Here is an 18,544-nt window from a genome sequence, read left to right on the forward strand (position 1 = left end):
CACACGCCGAGGCGTACCGCCGCCGGGCGTGACACCAGCGGGTGTCACGCCTCGCCGGCGAAGACCACCTGGTATCCGCTGGCTCGCAGCGCGCTGATCAGCGTGTCCGAGTGCTCGACGCCCCGCGTCTCCACCGACAGCGCCACCTCCACCTCGCCGAGGCTGAGGTGCGGGTTGGCCCGCTGGTGCTCCACGTCCACCACGTTGGCCCGGTGCTCGGCGATCTGGGTGAGCAGCGACGCCAACTGCCCGGGTCGGTCCGAGCAGCGCACAGTCACCCGCAGGTAGCGACCCGCGGCGGCCAGACCGTGCTCGATCACCCGCAGCATCAGCAGCGGGTCGATGTTGCCGCCGGAGAGCACCGCGACCACCGGGGCCTCCACCTGCACCACACCGGCCAGCAGCGCGGCCACGCCGACCGCGCCGGCCGGCTCGACCACCTGTTTGCCCCGCTCCAGCAGCATCAGCAGCGCACGGGAGATGTCCTCCTCGGAGACCGTGACGATCTCGTCGACCAGCTTGCGGACGTGGCTGAAGGTGAGCTCCCCCGGCCGGCCGACCGCGATGCCGTCCGCGATGGTCGAGAAGGCGGGCAACCGGACCGGTTCCCCTGCCACCAGTGAGGGCGGGAAGGCCGCGGCGCCGGCCGCCTGCACACCGATGATGCGGACGTCGGGTCGCAGCGCCTTGGCGGCCACCGCCATGCCCGAGATCAGACCGCCGCCGCCCACCCCGGTGATGATGGTCCGCACGTCCGGGCACTGTTCGAGAATCTCCAGCGCCACCGTGCCCTGGCCGGCGATCACGTCCGGGTGGTCGAACGGGTGGATCAGCACCGCGCCGGTGCGCTCGGCGTACGTGTGCGCGGCGACCAGCGCCTCGTCGACCGTGTTGCCGGCCAACTCGACCTGCGCGCCGTACCCCTTGGTGGCCGCCACCTTCGGCAACGGCGCGTTGACCGGCATGAAGACCGTCGCGTGTGTGCCGACCAGTCCGGCGGCCAGCGCCACGCCCTGCGCATGGTTGCCCGCGCTCGCCGCGACCACACCGCGTTCCCGCTCCGCCGCCGACAGCCGGGAGATCCGCACGTACGCGCCGCGCACCTTGTACGAGCCGGCGCGCTGCACGTTCTCGCACTTCAGCCACGTCGGCCCACCCAGCGCCGCGCTCAGCGGCCGGGAGGGCTCCAGCGGGGTGGTCCGGGTGACGCCGGCGAGGAGTTCCCGCGCGGCTCGCACGTCGTCGAGACCGACCAGTTCCGTCATGCCCCGATCGTGCCACCCGACTCCGGCGCCCCCTGCGGCGACACCGGGGTCGTCGGAGGCAACGCGGTCGGCACGGGTTCGCCCGGCACCGGCGCGCCGAGGACCGGGGGCGCCGGCCAGCCCGGGGCGGCGGTCGGCCAGCCCGAAGCGGCGGTCGGCCAGGCCGGCATCGCGCGGGCGATGCGCGCCTCCTGCATGGTGGAGATCCGCCGGACCAGCACGATCAGCGCCCCGGCGGCGATCACACAGGCCACCGCGGGCACGGCGTTGCGGAGCAGAGAGTCCGGGTAGTAGTCGAGGTACGCCTGGTAGTCGGCGTCGGTGGAGGGGTTCTCCGGCAGCTTGTCGTACGCCCGGCCGTCGAGTCGACTGACAAACCGCTCGCCGACGCTGAACACCAACCAGGCGGCCCACCAGACGTACACCAGGTCCGGCGTGAACCGCCGCCAGAGGCTGTCCCGGGCCACGTTCGCCACCACCCGGGCCGGCACCACGAAGTTCGCGAACGGCACCAGCCAGCCGGCGATCGCCCAGCCGGCCCCGAGCGTCGGCAGCGAACCCGGGAACGCCTCGATGTTCTTCCGCGCCCGCCACGTCCAGATGATCACCAGCACGGCGGCGGTGAGGTACGCGGCCACCATGGGCAGCGCCATCAGCGCCTCGATGACCACCGCGGCGAGCAGCAGATTCGGGTCACCGTCGGCCCGGGCCTGCCGGGCCATCACCAACCCCACCAGCGGAGCGAGTGCCGCTACGAGGTACAGCACAGCGGTCGCGCCGACCGCGATGCCGGCAGCCAGGCCGATGCCGCGTACCGAGTAGGTCGGCAGCCCCGGAGTGACGGAGGGCTGACCGAACGGCGTGTAGCAACGCTGGCATTCGTGGTGCTCGGGGGACATGGCGTCCCCACAGGTCTGGCAGCGCATTGATGTCCCTCGGGTCCGCGCGACGATGCGCGCACACCGTAGACGATCATGCGGTGGCCGGCGACCCCGTTCCGACCCGGGGATAGCCGGGGGCGTGTCGGGACCACGGCGCGGCCATCTCGAACTGACCGGCCACGCCGAGCAGCAGCAGCTCCGAGCCGGGCGGACCGACCAACTGCACGGCGACGGGCAGCCCGTCCGGGCGGCGACCCACCGGCACCACGATCGCCGGCAGACCGGCGATGTTCCACGGTGCCGCGTACGGGGCGTACCGGATGTTGGCCGCCATGTTCGCCCGCCAGGACCGGTCGGACCAGCGTGCCGCCTCCGGCGGCGCGCTGGCCAGCGCCGGGGTGAGCAGCAGGTCGACGGAGTGGTCGGTGAAGAAGTCGGTCGACCGCTGCCGCCAGGCGGCCCGGTCGGCCTCCCGGACGTAGCCGCGACGCTGCGCCCACTCGCCCAGCGCGACGTGGCGCCGTGTACGCCGTTGCAGGTCGCGCCGGTCCAGCCCGGCGGCCCGGACGTCGGCGGCCGCGGCGGCGAACCAGGTGGCGATGCCCTGCAGGCCGAGCGAGGTCGGATAGACCGGATCGGCCGGCACGGTGTCGTGCCCGGCGGCGGCCAGCAGCCGGCCGGCGGCGGCCACCGCGTCGCGGTTGGGTGCGTCCGGCGAGACACCGCGCACCGGGGAGCGCAGCGAGACGCCCACCCGCAGCCGCTGCGGCGGGACCAGCTTCTCCGGTCGCCGACCGGCGAGCACCGAGAAGCTGACCGCCGCGTCGGCCACCGTGCTGGTCAACATGCCGTGCTCGGTGAGGCCGAACCAGTCGTCCGCGCCGAGCTGGCACGGAACCACGCCCCGGCCGGGCTTGAGCCCGACCAGCCCACAGCACGCCGCCGGGATCCGGATCGACCCGAGGCCGTCGTTGCCGTGCGCGATCGGCACCAGCCCGGCGGCCACCGCGGCGGCGGCACCGCCGGAGGAGCCGCCGGGGGTACGCCCGCTGTCCCAGGGATTGCGCGTCACCGCACTGTTGTCGTCGGTGAGTGCCCACAGCCCCAGCTCGGGCATCCGGGTCACGCCGAGGATCACCGCGCCGGCGCCGCGCAGGCGGCGCACAACCTCGTGGTCGGCCTCCGCCACGTCGGTGCGCACCGCGGCGGAGCCGTTCCAGGTGGGAAGGCCGGCGACCGGAGTGTTCTCCTTGACCGCCACCGGCACCCCGGCCAGCGGCAGGTTCGCCAGGTCCTCCTGCTCGTCGACCTTCTCCGCCTCGGTGATCGCCTCACCGCCGCGCACGGCGCGGAACGCGGCCAGCTCGCCGTCGGCCCGCGCGATGTACTCGAGGTGGTCGGCGACGACCTGGGTGGCCGAGACGTCTCCCCTGCGTACGCCCCGGGCGATCTGCTTGGCGGTCGTCCCGACCCAGGTCGCCATGATGTCCTGCACGGCCATCCTCCCCAGCGGTCAGCCCAGTGCCTGCTCCAGATCGGCGAGCAGGTCGTCGACCGTCTCGATGCCGACAGACAGTCGCACGAGATCGCCGGGAACTTCAAGCGGCGAGCCGGCAGCACTTGCGTGTGTCATCCGGCCCGGGTGCTCGATCAGGGATTCCACCCCGCCCAGCGACTCGGCGAGCACGAAGAGCTTCGCCCGGTTGCAGATCTCCACCGCGTGGTCCTCGCCGCCGGCGGCCCGGAAGGAGATCATGCCGCCGAACCGGCGCATCTGCTTGACGGCCACCTCGTGACCAGGGTGCGAGGGCAGCCCGGGGTAGATCACCTGGGCCACCTTGGCGTGCCCATCGAGGTATCCGGCGAGCCGCTCCGCGTTGTCGCAGTGCCGGTCCATCCGTACCCCGAGTGTCTTGATGCCGCGCAGGGTGAGCCAGGCGTCGAACGGCCCGTTGACCGCGCCCATCGCGTTCTGGTGGTAGCGCAGTTCCTCCCCGAGCGCGGCGTCGGCGACGACGAGCGCGCCACCCACCACGTCGGAGTGCCCGCCGATGTACTTGGTGGTGGAGTGCACCACGACGTCCGCGCCGTGCGCGATCGGCTGCTGCAGGTACGGCGAGGCGAAGGTGTTGTCGACCACCAGCAGCGCGCCCGCGTCGTGCGCCACGCCGGCCAGGGCGGCGATGTCGGCGATGCCGAGCAGTGGGTTGGTCGGCGTCTCCACCCAGACGATCTTCGTACGGCCCGGCTGCACGGCGGCCCGGACAGCCGCCGCGTCGGACACCTTGGCCGGCGTGAACTCCAGGCCCCAACGCTGGGCGACCCGGGCGAAGAGCCGGTACGTGCCGCCGTACGCGTCGTCCGGGATGACCACGTGGTCGCCCGGCTGGCAGACGGCCCGCAGCAGGGTGTCCTCGGCAGCCAGGCCGCTGGCGAAGGCGAGCCCCACCGGCCCGCCCTCGAGCGCGGCAAGGCACTCCTGGAGCGCGTCGCGGGTCGGGTTGCCGGAGCGGCTGTACTCGTAGCCGAGCCGGGGCGCGCCGACGGCGTCCTGCGCGTACGTGCTGGTCTGGTAGATCGGTGGAATCACCGCGCCGGTGCGGGCCTCAGGGTCCTGACCGGCGTGAATGGCGAGCGTCTCGAAGCCGTGGTTCATTCTGGTGAGGCTAGTGCCCCGCCCGGCGCTTCGGGGCGGGGCCGGGCAGCCGGCATTAGCCTGGACCGATGAGCGGGTGCGTGTTCTGCGGAATCGTGGCCGGCGAGGTGCCCGCGTTCCGGGTGGCCGACGAGCCGGACGGGGTGGCGTTCCTGGACACCCGCCCGGTCTTCGCGGGGCACGTGCTGGTGGTCCCCCGGGTCCACCTGGTGACCCTGGCCGAGCTGCCGGCCGACCTGCTGCCGGGCTACTTCGCGCTGGTCCAGCGACTGGCGGTGGCGGTGGAGACCGGTCTGGGAGCCGGTGGGACGTTCGTGGCGATGAACAACAAGGTGTCCCAATCGGTGCCGCACCTGCACACCCATGTCGTCCCCCGGACCAGGGGGGACGGGCTGCGCGGGTTCTTCTGGCCGCGTACCCGCTACACCAGCGATCAGGACGCCCGGGACATCGCGGCCCGGGTGGCCGACGCCCTGCCGCGCCCGCACCGCCGGCCTGACTCCAGCCTGGGCGGGTAAGCAACCTGGGCCCGCCGGCGTTGCATACGGCAGAGGTACGAGAGGAGTTCCACCGTGTTCCTTCGCCAGTCCAAGGCCCAGCTGCCCACCCCCGACCAGGCCCTGCCGGGCCGCTCGATCGCCATGCCGGTCGCCGACCGGCACGAGGTGCTGGGGACCCCGCTGAAGGGCCCGTACCCGGAGGGCCTCCAGGTCGCCGTCTTCGGCATGGGCTGCTTCTGGGGCGCTGAGCGACTGTTCTGGACGCTGCCCGGGGTGTTCACCACCTCCGCCGGCTACGCGGGTGGCATCACCAAGAACCCGACGTACGAGGAGACGTGCTCCGGCCGGACCGGGCACGCCGAGGTCGTCCAGGTGGTCTACGACCCGAGCAAGATCGCGTATGAGGACCTGCTGAAGGTCTTCTGGGAGAACCACGACCCGACCCAGGGCATGCGCCAGGGCAACGACGTGGGCACCCAGTACCGGTCGGCGATCTACACGACCACCGACGAGCAGCGAACCATCGCGGAGTCGTCCCGGGACGCGTTCCAGCCCATCGTGAAGCGGGCCGGCAAGGGTGAGATCACCACGGAGATCGCCCCGCTCGGCAGCTACTACTTCGCCGAGGACTACCACCAGCAGTACCTGGCGCCGACGAAGAACCCGAACGGGTACTGCAACCACGGCCCGAACGGGCTGAGCTGCCCGGTCGGTGTGGCCCGTACCGCTGGCTGACCGCCAGCCACCCGCACGACCACGATGCCCGGCCGCCGAGAGGTGGCCGGGCATTCCCGTCCGGCGTGTGATCGAAATCCGTTGCCGAGCCCGCCGGGGACTCGATAGCGTGGCGGTACACGTGAAAGGAGGTGGTCCAGACTTGTATAGCAATCGGACTCGTGAGGTGGCTGTCCGCTAGCCGCTGTCCTCGACAGTGATCGGTCCGCCGCGAGGCGGGCACCAGTACCAACGTCGAGACCGTGTGGCAGCGGTGCGGCGAATCCACGACAGCCACCCGACCCCCGGGGCGCCGGCCCAGTCCAGCCGGCCCGTGCGAAAGCGCGGAGCGCCCCGGGGGTCGCTTCATCTGCCGGCGGCGGCCGGGCCGGTCAGCTCAGCCGGAGGAGAGCACCGTGTCGATGCGCGAGCTGGTGGTGCTCGGGACGGCCAGTCAGGCACCGACCCGGCGGCGCAACCACAACGGGTACGTGCTGCGCTGGGACGACGAGGTGATCCTCTTCGACCCGGGCGAGGGCAGCCAGCGGCAGCTCCTGCACACCACGGTCACCGCCACCGACCTGACCCGGATCTGCGTCACCCACTTCCACGGCGACCACTGCCTCGGTCTGCCCGGCACCATCCAGCGGCTCTCCCTGGACCGGGTGGCGCATTCGGTCGCCGTGCACTTCCCGGCCGGCGGCGCCGAATACTTCGCCCGACTGCGGCACGCCACCTCCTTCTACGAGACCGCCGAGCTGCGGGTCGAGCCGATCGAAGCCGACGGGCAACGGATCACCCTGGGGTGCGGCACGCTGGAGGCCCGCCGGCTGCGGCACCCCATCGAGACGTACGGCTACCGGCTGGTCGAGCCGGACGGCTACCGGATGCTGCCGGAGAAGCTGGCCGCGTACGGGATCGCCGGACCGGCCGTCGGTGAGCTGATCCGCGTCGGCCACCTCGACCTGGACGGACGTCGCGTCACCCGGGACGAGGTGAGCGTGCCCCGGCCGGGGCAGCGGTTCGCCTTCGTGATGGACACCGGCCTCTGCGACGGGGTCTACGCCCTCGCCGAGCACGCCGACCTGCTGGTCATCGAGTCGACGTTCCTGGAATCGGAGGCCGCGCTCGCCGCCGAGGTCGGCCATCTGACCGCGGCGCAGGCCGCCCGGGTGGCGACCGAGTCCGGGGTACGGCGACTGCTGCTCACCCACTTCTCCCAGCGGTACCCGGACCCTCGCCGGTTCCACGACGAGGCGCGCGAGCACTTCGACGGCGACCTGATCATCGCCGAGGATCTGACCACCGTGCAGCTCCCACCACGCCGGGTAGCCTCGGCCGGGTGACCGTCACGCTCCGCCCCGCCACCGGTGACGACCTGATGGAGGTGGGTGCCCTGCACCAGCGCTCCCGGGTCGCCACGTACTCCTCCTTCCTGCCCGCCGAGGCGTTGGCCGACCCGACGCCGGAGGCGATGGGCCGGTACTGGACCGAGCGGTGGACCTGGGAGCAGGACACCCACCGGATGACCGTGGCGGAACGCGCCGGGACGCTCGTCGGGTTCAGCTATCTGGGCCCGGACGACGAGGACGACCCGTCCACCGGGCTGCTCAACGCCCTTCACCTGGACCCGGCCGAGCAGGGACGGGGCACCGGCCGCACGCTGATGGTGGACGCGCTGGACGCCATGCGGGCCCGGGGCTGGCGGCGAGCGGTGCTCTGGGTGCTCCGGGACAACACGCACGCCCGGGCCTTCTACCAGCGGGGCGGCTGGACCCCCACCGGCGTCGAACGCGAGGAGCACATCGGCGCCGTCCTCACCCCCCAACTCCGCTACACCCGCCCGCTGACCGTGTAAGGAAGGGCACCTTATTAACGCCCCCGGTTGTACAGGGGCCCCTTCTTAACACGGCACCGCTCGATGTTCGCTGTCGGCGGATCAGGGCATGCCGGAGCGACGGGCGGCGTTGCCGGGTGCATGGACACCGATCACACCAGGTCCGGCCCGGCCGAGGAGGCCGCGCTGGACGCGTACTCCCAGGTGGTCACGACCGTGGCGGCCCGGGTGCTGCCCAGCGTGGCCGCGCTGTCGGTGCGGACCGCACGCGGCGCGGGCGCCGGCTCCGCTGTCACCGTGGGCACCGACGGCCTGCTGCTGACCAGCGCACACGTGGTGCAGGGTGCCGCCGGCGGCTCGGCGGCGTTCGGCGACGGCACGGAGACGACGTTCCGGGTGGTCGGCGCCGACCCGCTCTCCGACCTCGCCGTGCTGCGGGTCGACGAGACCACCGTGCCCCCGGTGGAGCTGGGCGACGCCGACGCACTGCGGATCGGCCAACTGGTGGTGGCCGTCGGCAACCCGATGGGGCTGGCCGGTTCGGTGACCGCCGGGGTGGTCTCCGGGCTCGGCCGCTCGCTACCCGCCCGGGACGGGCGCGTCACCCGGCTGATCGAGGATGTGATCCAGACCGACGCGGCGCTGAACCCGGGCAACTCCGGCGGCGCGCTGGCCGACTCCGCCGGACGGGTGATCGGCGTGAACACCGCCGTCGCAGGCTACGGACTGGGGCTGGCGGTGCCGATCAACGCCACCACCCGACAGATCATCGCCGAGTTGACCAGCGCCGGCCGGGTCCGCCGCGCCTGGCTCGGCGTGGCCGGCGTGCCCGTTCCGTTGCCGCCCGAGGTGACCGCACGTACCGGTCAGCGACGCGGGCTGCGCGTGGTGGAGGTGGTGCCGGGCAGCCCGGCCGGGGTGGCCGGTCTCTACCTGGGCGACATCATCCTCAGCGCCGGCGGACGAGCGGTGGCCGACGGGCAGGGGTTGCAGCGATTGATGCTCGGGCCCGCCATCGGCACCCGCCTGCCGGTGACCGTGTTGCGCAAGGGCGCGTTCGTCGACGTCGTCGCGGTCCCTACCGAGCTGCGCGCCTGACGCTCCCGGCCGCCGGGTGTCCGACGGCCGGGGGCGTTAACAAGGGGCCCCTGCTCTACACAGGGCGTTAATAAGGTGCCCTTCCTTACCGCTCAGTGGGCGCCGAGGTGGGACAGGAGGTCCTGGCGGGTGAGGACGCCCTTGGGCTTGCCGTCGACGAGGACCAGGGCGGCGTCGGACTTCTCCAACAGGCCGACGGCCTCGCTGACCGGCTGGCCGCCACCGATCATCGGCAGCGGGTCGCCCATGTGCCGCTCGATGGTGTCGTGCAGGTGCGCCTGACCGGTGAACAGCGCGTCGAGCAGGTCCCGCTCGGCGATGGAGCCGGCGACCTCGCCGGTCACCACCGGCGGCTCGGCCTTGAGCACCGGCAGCTGCGAGACGCCGTACTCGCGCATGTAGTCGATCGCGTCGCGGACCGTCTCGGTCGGGTGCACGTGCACCAACTCGGGCAGCCCGCCCGGCTTGCTCGCCAGCGCGTCGGCCACCGTCGGCTCGGTGCCGGAGTTGTCGAGGAAGCCGTAGCGGGCCATCCACGAGTCGTTGAAGATCTTGGAAAGGTAGCCCCGGCCACCGTCCGGCAGCAGCACGACCACCACGTCGTCCGGTCCGGCCCGGCGAGCCACCTCCAGCGCGGCGACCACCGCCATCCCGCAGGAGCCGCCGACCAGCAGCCCCTCCTCGCGGGCCAGCCGCCGGGTCATCTCGAAGGACGCCTTGTCGGACACCTCGACGATCTCGTCGGCGACGCCCCGGTCGTACGTCTCCGGCCAGAAGTCCTCGCCGACGCCCTCCACGAGGTACGGCCGGCCGGTGCCGCCGGAGTAGACCGAGCCCTCCGGGTCGGCTCCGATGATCCGCACCCGGCCCTCGGAGGCCTCCTTGAGGTACCGGCCGATGCCGGAGATGGTGCCGCCGGTGCCGACGCCCGCCACGAAGTGGGTGAGCCCGCCCTCGGTCTGCTTCCACAGCTCGGGGCCGGTCGTCTCGTAGTGCGAACGCGGGTTGGCCGGGTTGCTGTACTGGTTCGGCTTCCAGGCGCCGGGGATCTCCCGGGTCAGCCGGTCGGAGACGTTGTAGTACGAGCGCGGGTCCTCGGGGGCGACGGCGGTCGGGCAGACGACCACCTCTGCGCCGTACGCCCGGAGCACGTCCTGCTTGTCCTGGCTGACCTTGTCGGGGCAGACGAAGACGCAGCGGTAGCCCTTGAGCTGGGCCACCAGGGCCAGCCCGACACCGGTGTTGCCGCTGGTCGGCTCGACGATGGTGCCGCCGGGCTTGAGCAGGCCGGCCGCCTCGGCGTCCTCCACCATCCGCAGCGCGATCCGGTCCTTCACCGAACCGCCCGGGTTGACGTACTCGACCTTGGCGAGCACGGTGGCCTGGATGCCCTCGGTGACGTTACGCAGACGTACCAGCGGGGTGTTGCCGATCATGTCGACGACGTTGTCGTAGTACTGCACGGTGTGCCCTTCGTTGCGGCGCCGGCGATGGCGGCCGGGCAGACGTTTCCTCGCCGCCCAGGGTACGTGCCGTCAGGGCACCAGCCCCCCGGGGATGACCGAGCTGCGCCGGGCCTCCCACTCCAGGAAGCGGTCGGTCTCGGCGAGGACGCTCCCGGCCAGCCAGGTGATCATGACCGCGTCGTCGGCCAGCCCGAAGATCGCCAGTGGGATCTCGGGGAGCAGGTCGATCGGCGAGACGATGTACGCCGTCGCCGCGGTCATCAGGGCCAGCCGGAGGCCCCCGTCGTACTGCCCACGGGCGGTGGCGCGGATCATCCGGGGCAGCGCCGCCAACCGGGCGCCCAGCGACGGCCCGCCGCGTGCCCCGGACGCCAGTGCCCGGGCCAGGGCCGCGAACGCCGCGCTGCGCTTCAGTGTCTTCCCCATCGTCGCGCTCCTCTCCGCCGGATCAGCGTGGCGGGTCGGCGCAAGTCGGCCGGCCTCCCCCGACAGGTACCCCGTCGCGTCGGTTTCCAGGCACCCGTGAGCCGTCACGACGACAGCGGCGTGTCGGCCCGGCGAGATAATGTCGTGGAATGGGGGTGGCTGGTTCCGTCGTACCCGTTGATCCGCGCTGGCGGCAGGCCCGGCGGGTCGCCCGCCTGGCGGCCATCGGGACGGGCGCCACCGCGGCGGCCGCGATCGCGACCGGCGGGGTGCTGCTCGGCCAGGCCCGCCAGGCCCGGCGCACCATCCCGATGGCCGAGGCGCCACCGCCGCGCTGCGACGGGATCTACGGCGCCAAGTTCCCCGGCCCGGCGCTCACCATGGTCGTGCTCGGCGACTCGTCGGCGGCCGGCTACGGGGTGCACCGCCGCCGGGAGACACCGGGCGCGTTGCTCGCCACCGGCCTGTCCCGACGGCTGCATCGGCCGGTGCGGGTGCACCGTTTCGCGGTGGTCGGGGCCATCTCAGCGGTGCTCCGGCACCAGGTGGAGGCGGCGCTGGAGCGCGAGCCCGACATCGCGGTGATCCTGATCGGCGGCAACGACATCACCAACCGCACCCCGCGGGGGCTGGCCGTGCGCTACCTGGTCGAGGCGGTCCGCACGCTGCGCGACGCCGGTTGCGAGGTGGTCGTCGGCACCTGCCCCGATCTGGGCGCGATCCGCCCCATCCAGCCACCGTTGCGCTGGCTGGCACACCGGTGGAGCCGGCAGCTCGCCGCCGCCCAGACGGTCGCCGTGGTCGAGGCCGGCGGGTGGACGGTGTCCCTCGGCGACCTGCTCGGCCCCCGCTTCGCCGCCGAGCCGCACCGGATGTTCGCCTGGGACCGGTTCCATCCCTCCGCCGAGGGGTACGCGGTGGCCGCCGCCGCGCTGCTGCCGACGATGCTCTCCGCGCTCGGCGCGGGGCAGGAACGACGGGCCACACCGACACCGGGCGAGGGCGTACGGTCGCTGCCGGAGGCCGCTCAGGAAGCGGCCCGGCACGCCGGCACGGAGGTCAGCGGCACCCAGGTCCGGGGCCACGACCACGGGCCGGCCGGCCGGTGGGCGCAGTTGCGCCGCCGGGCGTTCTTCGGTGTCGGTGCGGTGCCGCAGCGCGGGTCCGCCCCGGACACCTCGACAGTGGAGGGACTGGCATGAACGAGCGCAGCGAGCGGGACGTGACCGCCGGTTTCCCGGTCCGACTGGGTCGGGCGGCGGCGCTCTCGCTGCTCGCCGGCACCGTGGGCGGCGCTGCCGTCCTGGCCGGCGAGGCGTTCGTCGCCCGGCACCGGCGCTACGCCCAGCCGGAGCTGGGGCTGGCGCTGCGGGCCACGATCGGTCGGGCGGGCGCGCCGCCGCTGCGGCTGGTGCTGCTCGGCGACTCGTCGGCGTTGGGCGTGGGCGTGGACCGACTCGAGGACACCATCGGCGGGCAGTTGGCCAACCTGCTCGCCGAGGGCCCGGCCGGGCGGCGGGTGCACCTGTCCAGCGTCGGCGTCTCCGGGTCCCGCTCGACGGACCTGACCACCCAGGTGGCGCGGGCACTGCTCGGCGAGCGGCCCGACGTGGCGCTGATCCTGATCGGGGCGAACGACGCCACCGGGCTGCGCCGGCCCGCCGACGCGGCGGCGTACCTCGGTGCGGCGGTGCACCGGCTGCGCGAGGCGCGGGTCGAGGTGGTGGTGGGCACCTGCCCCGACCTCGGCGCCGTACGGGCCATCGCGCCCCCGTTGCGCCAACTGGTCGGCTGGTCCGGGCGCCGCGTTGCCCGCGCCCAGACGACGGCCGTGCTCGATGCCGGCGGCGCGGTGGTCGATCTGGCCACCGAGACCGGGCCGGTGTTCCGGGCCGACGCGGGGACGCTCTGCCACGACGGCTTCCATCCCTCCGCCGACGGCTACCGGGTGTGGGCGCACGCCCTGCTCCCCGCCGTCGCGACCGCTGCGGCGGTCGCCTCCCGGCGCTAGATCGACCCGGCTCGGGGTGACATTTCCCGCCGGGCCGGCTTCTTCCGCGCCAAGTTACCGGCGGGTTAACGTGGGTCCATGCCGATTGAGTCGTCCCGCGACGCCGTCATCGTCGCCACCGCCCGCTCCCCCATCGGCCGGGCGCACAAGGGGTCCCTGCGCGACGTCCGCTCGGACGACCTCGCCGCGACCATCGTCCAGGCAGCCCTGGACAAGATCCCCCAGCTCGACCCGACCACGATCGACGATCTCTACCTCGGGTGCGGCCTGCCCGGTGGCGAGCAGGGCTTCAACATGGCCCGCGTGGTGTCCACCCTGCTCGGGCTGGACACCGTGCCCGGCGCCACGCTGACCCGCTACTGCGCCTCCTCCCTGCAGACCACCCGGATGGCCATGCACGCGATCCGGGCCGGCGAGGGTGACGTGTTCGTCTCCGCCGGCGTGGAGATGGTCTCCCGGTACGCTCGGGGCAGCTCCGACGGCCTGCCCCCGGAGGCGCAGGCTCTGGTCGGCGGCAGCTGGGAGAACCCGCGCTTCGCGGCGGCCGGCGAGCGCTCCAAGCGCCGCGCGCAGGGCGGTGCCGAGGTGTGGGCCGACCCGCGCGAGTCCGGCGAGCTGCCGGACATCTACCTGACCATGGGGCAGACCGCGGAGAACCTGGCCCAGGTGTACGACGTCAGCCGCGCCGACATGGACGCGTTCGGCGTCCGCAGCCAGAACCTCGCCGAGAAGGCCATCGCCGACGGTTTCTGGGCCCGGGAGATCACCCCGGTCACCACGCCGGACGGCACGGTGGTGAACACCGACGACGGCCCCCGGGCCGGGGTCACCCTGGAGGGCGTGACCGGCCTGAAGCCGGTGTTCCGTCCGGACGGCCGGATCACCGCCGGCAACTGCTGTCCGCTCAACGACGGCGCCGCCGCAGTGGTGGTGATGAGCGCGCAGCGGGCCGAGGAGCTCGGGCTGACCCCGCTCGCCCGGATCGTCTCCACCGGCGTGACCGCGTTGTCGCCGGAAATCATGGGTCTCGGTCCGGTCGAGGCGTCCCGGCAGGCGCTGCGCCGGGCCGGCATGACCATCGACGACGTCGACCTGGTCGAGATCAACGAGGCGTTCGCCGCGCAGGTCATCCCCTCCTACCGGGAGTTGGGCATCCCGGAGGAGAAGCTGAACGTGATGGGCGGCGCGATCGCAGTCGGCCACCCGTTCGGCATGACCGGCGCCCGGATCACCGGCACCCTGCTCAACGCACTCGAGTGGCACGACAAGACCATCGGCCTGGAGACCATGTGCGTCGGCGGCGGTCAGGGCATGGCCATGGTGCTGGAACGGCTCAGCTGAGCCGACCGTCTCTCACAGCGCGCTGCGGGTCGCCGTCACCTCGGCGGCGGCCCGCGCCAACACCTCGGCACCCGGCCCGGCGGCGACCAGGTCCGCCGCCACCACCCGCACCTGGTCGGGCAGGGCCAGGTCGTTGTCCAACCGGGGCACCACCCGGCGGGGTTCACCCTCAGCGTCGGCGGCCAGATTTGCGATCTCCTGCACGAGCCGGTGCACCAGGTCCGCGCGGGACATGTTGCCGGTGGTCGCCACCGCCGCCCAGCGAGGCTGCTCCCAGTGCCCGACCTGACGGACCAGCAGCCGCACTGCCTGGTCCAACTCCGCTGCGCTCATCGCCGCCGAGTCTACGGCCGGTGCCGGGCGAGTGACGCCGGCCGTCAGCGGCGCAGGTAGCTGAGCAGCCGAAGCAGCTGCCAGTACAGAAAGACCAGGCCGGTGAGCAGGCCGAACGCGCTCAGCCACGCGTACCGGCGGGGTCGGCCGTCGCGCACCGAGCGCTCGACGAGGTCGAAGTCGAGGATGAAGCTGAGCGCGCCGGCGACGATGGCCACGACCGAGAAGGCGTACGGCAGCCAGCCCACCTCCGCACCGACGCTGTAGACCGCGAGCCCCGGCCGCCCCGAGATCAGGTACGACACCAGGTTGACAACGCTGAGCACGGCGATGCCGAGCAGCGTGCCGATCACCAGGCGGGCCAGCCGGGGCGTCGCCCGGATGATCCGAGCGCGGTAGAGCGCCGCCATGCCGAGGAAGACGCCGAAGGTGCCGGCCACCGCCTGCACCACGATGCCCGGATAGACCAGCTCGAAGGCACGGCTGGCCACCCCCAGCAGCAGCCCCTGGAGCAGTGCGTAGCCGACGATCGGCACCGGGTTGGTGATCCCGCGCAGCGAGATGACCAGGACCAGCACGATCGACGCGAGAGCGCTGCCGGCCAGCGCGGCGGGCACCCAGGCCGCCTCCGGCACCACCGCCCAGGAAACCGCCGCCGCCGCGCCGGTGAGCAGCAGCAACCCGACAGTGCGGACCACCACGTCGTCGACGGTCATCGGCTCGACGTCACGGGCGCCGAGCACCCGGGCTTCCAACCGGCCGGTCTCGTCCAGCCGGTTGAGCACCGGGTTGTTGCTGCGCACCGCCGCCTCCTTCGCCGCGTACCCCCAGGGCTTGTGTCAAGCCCCTGGCCGGCCGGGGCTTTGCCACGCCCTCGCAGTCACTCTGCCCCGGGCGGACCGGCGGCGGCGGGTAAACGGCACGGCCCACGAAGACGACGGCGCCCGCCCCCGGGAGCGGGGGCGGGCGCCGGTCAGGGGCACGGACGAGATCAGTCGTCGCCCTGGAAGTAGCTCAGCAGCCGGAGGATCTCGATGTAGAGCCACACGAGGCTGACCAGGATGCCGAAGGCGGCCGTCCAGGAGTAGCGCTGCGGCAGGCCCATCCGGACGCCGTCCTCGATCTCCTTGAAGCTGAGCACGAAGCTCAGCGAGGCGACCACGATGCACACCAGGCTGAACCCGATCGCCAGCGGGCTGCCGTCGCGCAGGCCGGTGTTGACGCCGAACAGCGCCAGCACCAGGTTGATCAGCATGACCGCGAAGAGACCGGTCATCACCGCGATCATGCCCTTGACGAAGACCGGGGTGGCTCGGATGACCTTCGCCCGGTAGAGCATCGCCATCAGGAAGAAGATGCCGAAGCTGGCCGCGGCGGCCTGGAGCACGATGCCGTCGTACGCCGTCTCGAACGCCTTGCTGACCATGCCGACGAAGACGCCCTCGACGACCGCGTACGTGATGACCAGCGCCGGGTTGGCCATCCGGGAGAACGAGATGATCAGGCCGAGCACCAGGCCGACGACCGCCGCGCCGATCCAGGCGGCGCCGACCAGCGCGTCGGGCACGAGCACCCAGGCGGCCGCGGCGGAGACGCCGAGGATGCCGAGCAGGGCGACGGTCTTGACCACCACGTCGTCGACGGTCATGGGCGCCACGGTCGGCGGCGCGACCGGGTAACCGGCCTGGGACGGGTACTGCTGCGGAATGCCGGGCTGTCCGTACGGCCCGGTCGGGGCGTACCCGGCGGAACGCTCCCGCTCGGCCGCCTGGCCGAGCCGGGCGAGCACCGGGTTCGAGGTCTTCACTGTCTGGCCTCCCTCAGGGGGTCGTTTGCACGTGAACGTGCCCTCCAAGAGTAAACGGCCCGACCAACTCCTGGTGATCACGAATGAGAATGCGTTCAGCCCGCCGGTGCCCGGGGCGGGGGTCGAACCCGCACGCCTTTCGGCAGCCGCTTTTAAGGCGGCCGTGTCTGCCGTTCCACCACCCGGGCGGGTGGCACCGGCGCGCCGACACGCACGGTGCAGTGTCACCGTAGCCGGTTCGCGGCGACCCGGCGTACCCCGCCGGGCTGCCCGCATTAGGGTCGATGCCGTGAGCAGCGCAGCCCCCACGGCCCCCGACGCCGCCCCTGAGCAGGCCTTCCGCCTCGCCGATCAGGTCAACCGCCAAGCCTGGGCCGTCCGGCTGCTGACCGCCGTCCGCCGGCACCGGGCGGACCTGCTCGTCGCGCTGATCTGCACGGTGGTGGCCGGTTGGCTCACCCACGGACTGTGGCCGGACCCGGCCGGCCGGATGCTGGCGCTGAACCCCGAGGACCAGACCCTCTACGAGTGGTTCCTCGCGGTCGACGCGCGAGCGCTGCTCGGTGACTTCAGCCTGCTCACCGACCGGCTCAACGCCCCCGACGGGGTCAACCTGATGACCAACACCACTGTCATCGCGCTCGGCATCGTCTTCGCGCCGATCACCCTGCTGCTCGGCGCCCCGGTCACCTTCGCGCTGCTCGCCGCGGCCAACCTGGCCGGCACCGCCGTCGCCTGGTACCTGCTGTTCCACCGGGTGATGCGCGCCCGCCGGCTCGCCGCCGCCCTCGGCGGAGGGCTGTGCGGGTTCGGCCCCGGCATGATCTCGCAGACCAACAGCCATCTGCACATGACCGCCCAGTGGCTGGTGCCGGTGATCGTCTGGCTGGTGCTCCGGCTGCTGCGGGCGTCCGACCAGGCGCCCACCCCGCCCGCCACCAGCGCCGGGCCCAACCGCGCCCTGCCCGCCGGACCGGACCGGCGGCGCATCCTCAGCTCCGCGGTCGGGCTGGCCGCGGCGGTCACCGCGCAGGTCTTCATCGGCGAGGAGGTGCTCTTCCTCGCCGCCGTCACGCTGCTGGTGATGGCGGTCAGCTACGCCGTGGCGGACCGGGACCTGGCCCGCCGGGCGCTGCCCACCTTCGGCGGCGGGCTGGCGGTCGCCGCCGGGCTGGCTCTGCTGGTGCTCGGATATCCGCTGTGGTTCCAGTTCGCCGGGCCGCAGGGCGTCGCCGACGGAATGTTCAGTCCGGCCTACTTCTCCGCCGACCTGAGCAGTTGGTGGACCGTCTCCCCGCTGTCGGTGGCCGGCAGCGACGAGTCCGCCCGGCTGACCACCGGCCCGGCCGAGTACAACACCTTCCTCGGCTGGCCGCTGCTGCTGGTCACCGCCGCCTGTGCGATCTGGATCTGGGCGGGGCGACGCCGGCTGGTGCTCGCCTGCGTGGTCGCGGCGCTGGTGATGGGGGCGCTCTCGCTCGGACCGGAGGTGGTGCTCGGCGGCACCAGGACCGCGCTGCCCGGCCCGTACGCCCTGCTGGCCGGGCTGCCGGTGGTGGACGGCGCGCTGCCGATGCGGTTCGGCCTGGCACTGCTCCCGATCATCGCGACGCTGTTGGTGCTGGCGCTCGACAAGGCCCTGCGGAGCACCGGTCGGGCGCGGCGGCTGGTGCCACTGGCCGTCGTCGCGGCGTTGCTGCCGATCTTCCCGACCCCGCTGCCGACGGCCGAACGGCCCGCCGTGCCGGAATTCGTCACCGGCGGGCACTGGCGGCAGTGCGTCCAGCCCGGCGGGGTGCTGGTCCCGGTACCGCTGCCCACGCCCAAGGAACCATGGCCGATGCGCTGGGCAGCCGCCGCCGACGCGGGCTTCGGCCTGCCCGAGGGGTTCTTCATCGGCCCGTACGGGCGCGGCGGGACCGCGGCGATGGGCACCTTCAAGCAGCCCACCTCAGCCCTGCTGGCCGACGTCGCGCGGCGCGGCGACCAGCCGGCCATCGGCGACGAGCAGCGCCGGCAGGCCGCCCGGGACGCGGACTTCTGGGGTGCCTCCTGTGTGGCACTGGCGGACGACGCCCCACACGTGGAGAGCCTGCGCGCGACCCTGGAGCAGCTCTACGGCCCGGCCACCCGGATCGCCGACGCCTGGACCTGGCGGGTCTGAGCCACCAGCGCCCCCGCGACGTGCGCGGGCGTTAAGAAGGGGCCC

The 18,544-nt window shown here is 73.0% G+C and carries 18 protein-coding genes and 1 tRNA gene; 9 read left to right on the forward strand and 10 right to left on the reverse strand.

The genetic code is table 11. The features are described 5' to 3' along the window. Positions 1-44 precede the first annotated feature (44 nt). From ilvA to GA0070607_RS08265, 4 genes are all read right to left on the reverse strand, one after another. Entirely contained in the window at positions 45-1,265 is a 1,221-nt protein-coding gene (gene ilvA, locus GA0070607_RS08250; RefSeq protein WP_089017665.1) for a threonine ammonia-lyase, read from the reverse strand. Further along, positions 1,262-2,164 (reverse strand): DUF4328 domain-containing protein, encoded by a 903-nt coding sequence (locus tag GA0070607_RS08255; RefSeq protein ID WP_231930911.1) that lies wholly within the window; start codon positions 2,162-2,164, stop codon positions 1,262-1,264. The genes ilvA and GA0070607_RS08255 overlap by 4 nt, the downstream gene beginning before the upstream one ends. 73 nt (positions 2,165-2,237) lie before the next feature. Continuing rightward, positions 2,238-3,647: an amidase gene (locus GA0070607_RS08260; RefSeq protein WP_089017667.1), complete on the reverse strand. Its 1,410-nt coding sequence runs from the start codon at positions 3,645-3,647 to the stop codon at positions 2,238-2,240. A gap of 12 nt (positions 3,648-3,659) precedes the next feature. Continuing rightward, complete coding sequence (locus tag GA0070607_RS08265) at positions 3,660-4,802, reverse strand: cystathionine gamma-synthase (RefSeq protein WP_089017668.1); 1,143 nt, start codon at positions 4,800-4,802, stop codon at positions 3,660-3,662. A 68-nt stretch (positions 4,803-4,870) separates the two neighbouring features. On the opposite strand from GA0070607_RS08265, the gene GA0070607_RS08270 reads away from it, so the two are divergent. The 5 genes from GA0070607_RS08270 (at position 4,871) to GA0070607_RS08290 (ending at position 8,951) form a co-directional block, all read left to right on the forward strand. After that, complete coding sequence (locus GA0070607_RS08270) at positions 4,871-5,320, forward strand: HIT family protein (RefSeq protein WP_089017669.1); 450 nt, start codon at positions 4,871-4,873, stop codon at positions 5,318-5,320. A 54-nt stretch (positions 5,321-5,374) separates the two neighbouring features. Continuing rightward, complete coding sequence (gene msrA, locus GA0070607_RS08275) at positions 5,375-6,037, forward strand: peptide-methionine (S)-S-oxide reductase MsrA (protein ID WP_089017670.1); 663 nt, start codon at positions 5,375-5,377, stop codon at positions 6,035-6,037. A 395-nt stretch (positions 6,038-6,432) separates the two neighbouring features. Beyond that, positions 6,433-7,362 carry a ribonuclease Z gene (locus GA0070607_RS08280; RefSeq protein WP_089017671.1) on the forward strand — a complete coding sequence of 310 codons (930 nt, stop codon included), beginning with the start codon at positions 6,433-6,435 and terminating at the stop codon, positions 7,360-7,362. Then, on the forward strand, positions 7,359-7,874 hold the full coding sequence (locus GA0070607_RS08285; protein ID WP_089017672.1) for a GNAT family N-acetyltransferase: 516 nt from the start codon (positions 7,359-7,361) through the stop codon (positions 7,872-7,874). Before GA0070607_RS08280 ends, GA0070607_RS08285 begins: the two co-directional genes overlap by 4 nt. 120 nt (positions 7,875-7,994) lie before the next feature. Next, positions 7,995-8,951: a S1C family serine protease gene (locus tag GA0070607_RS08290; protein ID WP_089017673.1), complete on the forward strand. Its 957-nt coding sequence runs from the start codon at positions 7,995-7,997 to the stop codon at positions 8,949-8,951. 92 nt (positions 8,952-9,043) lie between these two features. Here the strand turns inward: GA0070607_RS08290 and GA0070607_RS08295 are convergent, their stop codons facing one another. Next, positions 9,044-10,414, reverse strand: a complete 1,371-nt coding sequence (locus tag GA0070607_RS08295) for a cystathionine beta-synthase (RefSeq protein WP_089017674.1) — start codon at positions 10,412-10,414, stop codon at positions 9,044-9,046. A gap of 72 nt (positions 10,415-10,486) precedes the next feature. Next, positions 10,487-10,843, reverse strand: a complete 357-nt coding sequence (locus GA0070607_RS08300) for a YkvA family protein (protein WP_089017675.1) — start codon at positions 10,841-10,843, stop codon at positions 10,487-10,489. A gap of 149 nt (positions 10,844-10,992) precedes the next feature. On the opposite strand from GA0070607_RS08300, the gene GA0070607_RS08305 reads away from it, so the two are divergent. The 3 genes from GA0070607_RS08305 to GA0070607_RS08315 all read left to right on the forward strand — a co-directional run bounded on the left by GA0070607_RS08305 (position 10,993) and on the right by GA0070607_RS08315 (position 14,195). Continuing rightward, the gene (locus GA0070607_RS08305) at positions 10,993-12,045 is read left to right on the forward strand and encodes an SGNH/GDSL hydrolase family protein (protein WP_089017676.1); all 1,053 of its coding nucleotides are present in this window, start codon (positions 10,993-10,995) and stop codon (positions 12,043-12,045) included. After that, positions 12,042-12,854 (forward strand): SGNH/GDSL hydrolase family protein, encoded by an 813-nt coding sequence (locus GA0070607_RS08310; RefSeq protein ID WP_089017677.1) that lies wholly within the window; start codon positions 12,042-12,044, stop codon positions 12,852-12,854. Before GA0070607_RS08305 ends, GA0070607_RS08310 begins: the two co-directional genes overlap by 4 nt. 78 nt (positions 12,855-12,932) lie before the next feature. Continuing rightward, positions 12,933-14,195, forward strand: a complete 1,263-nt coding sequence (locus tag GA0070607_RS08315) for an acetyl-CoA C-acetyltransferase (protein WP_089017678.1) — start codon at positions 12,933-12,935, stop codon at positions 14,193-14,195. 12 nt (positions 14,196-14,207) lie between these two features. On the opposite strand, the gene GA0070607_RS08320 is transcribed toward GA0070607_RS08315, so the two are convergent. From GA0070607_RS08320 to GA0070607_RS08335, 4 genes are all read right to left on the reverse strand, one after another. Next, complete coding sequence (locus GA0070607_RS08320) at positions 14,208-14,528, reverse strand: hypothetical protein (protein ID WP_089017679.1); 321 nt, start codon at positions 14,526-14,528, stop codon at positions 14,208-14,210. Positions 14,529-14,572: 44 nt separating this feature from the next. Next, on the reverse strand, positions 14,573-15,331 hold the full coding sequence (locus tag GA0070607_RS08325; RefSeq protein WP_089017680.1) for a Bax inhibitor-1/YccA family protein: 759 nt from the start codon (positions 15,329-15,331) through the stop codon (positions 14,573-14,575). A 188-nt stretch (positions 15,332-15,519) separates the two neighbouring features. Beyond that, positions 15,520-16,335, reverse strand: coding sequence for a Bax inhibitor-1/YccA family protein (locus GA0070607_RS08330; RefSeq protein ID WP_089017681.1), 816 nt, complete (start codon positions 16,333-16,335; stop codon positions 15,520-15,522). 107 nt (positions 16,336-16,442) lie between these two features. Further along, positions 16,443-16,523: transfer RNA gene (locus GA0070607_RS08335), tRNA-Leu, on the reverse strand. A gap of 101 nt (positions 16,524-16,624) precedes the next feature. Between GA0070607_RS08335 and GA0070607_RS08340 the strand changes: the two genes are divergently transcribed. Continuing rightward, a complete protein-coding gene (locus tag GA0070607_RS08340; protein WP_089017682.1) occupies positions 16,625-18,499 on the forward strand; it encodes a hypothetical protein in 1,875 nt (624 codons plus the stop codon). Positions 18,500-18,544: the final 45 nt, after the last annotated feature.

The organism is Micromonospora coriariae (genome assembly GCF_900091455.1).
Taxonomy (GTDB): Bacteria; Actinomycetota; Actinomycetes; order Mycobacteriales; family Micromonosporaceae; genus Micromonospora; species Micromonospora coriariae.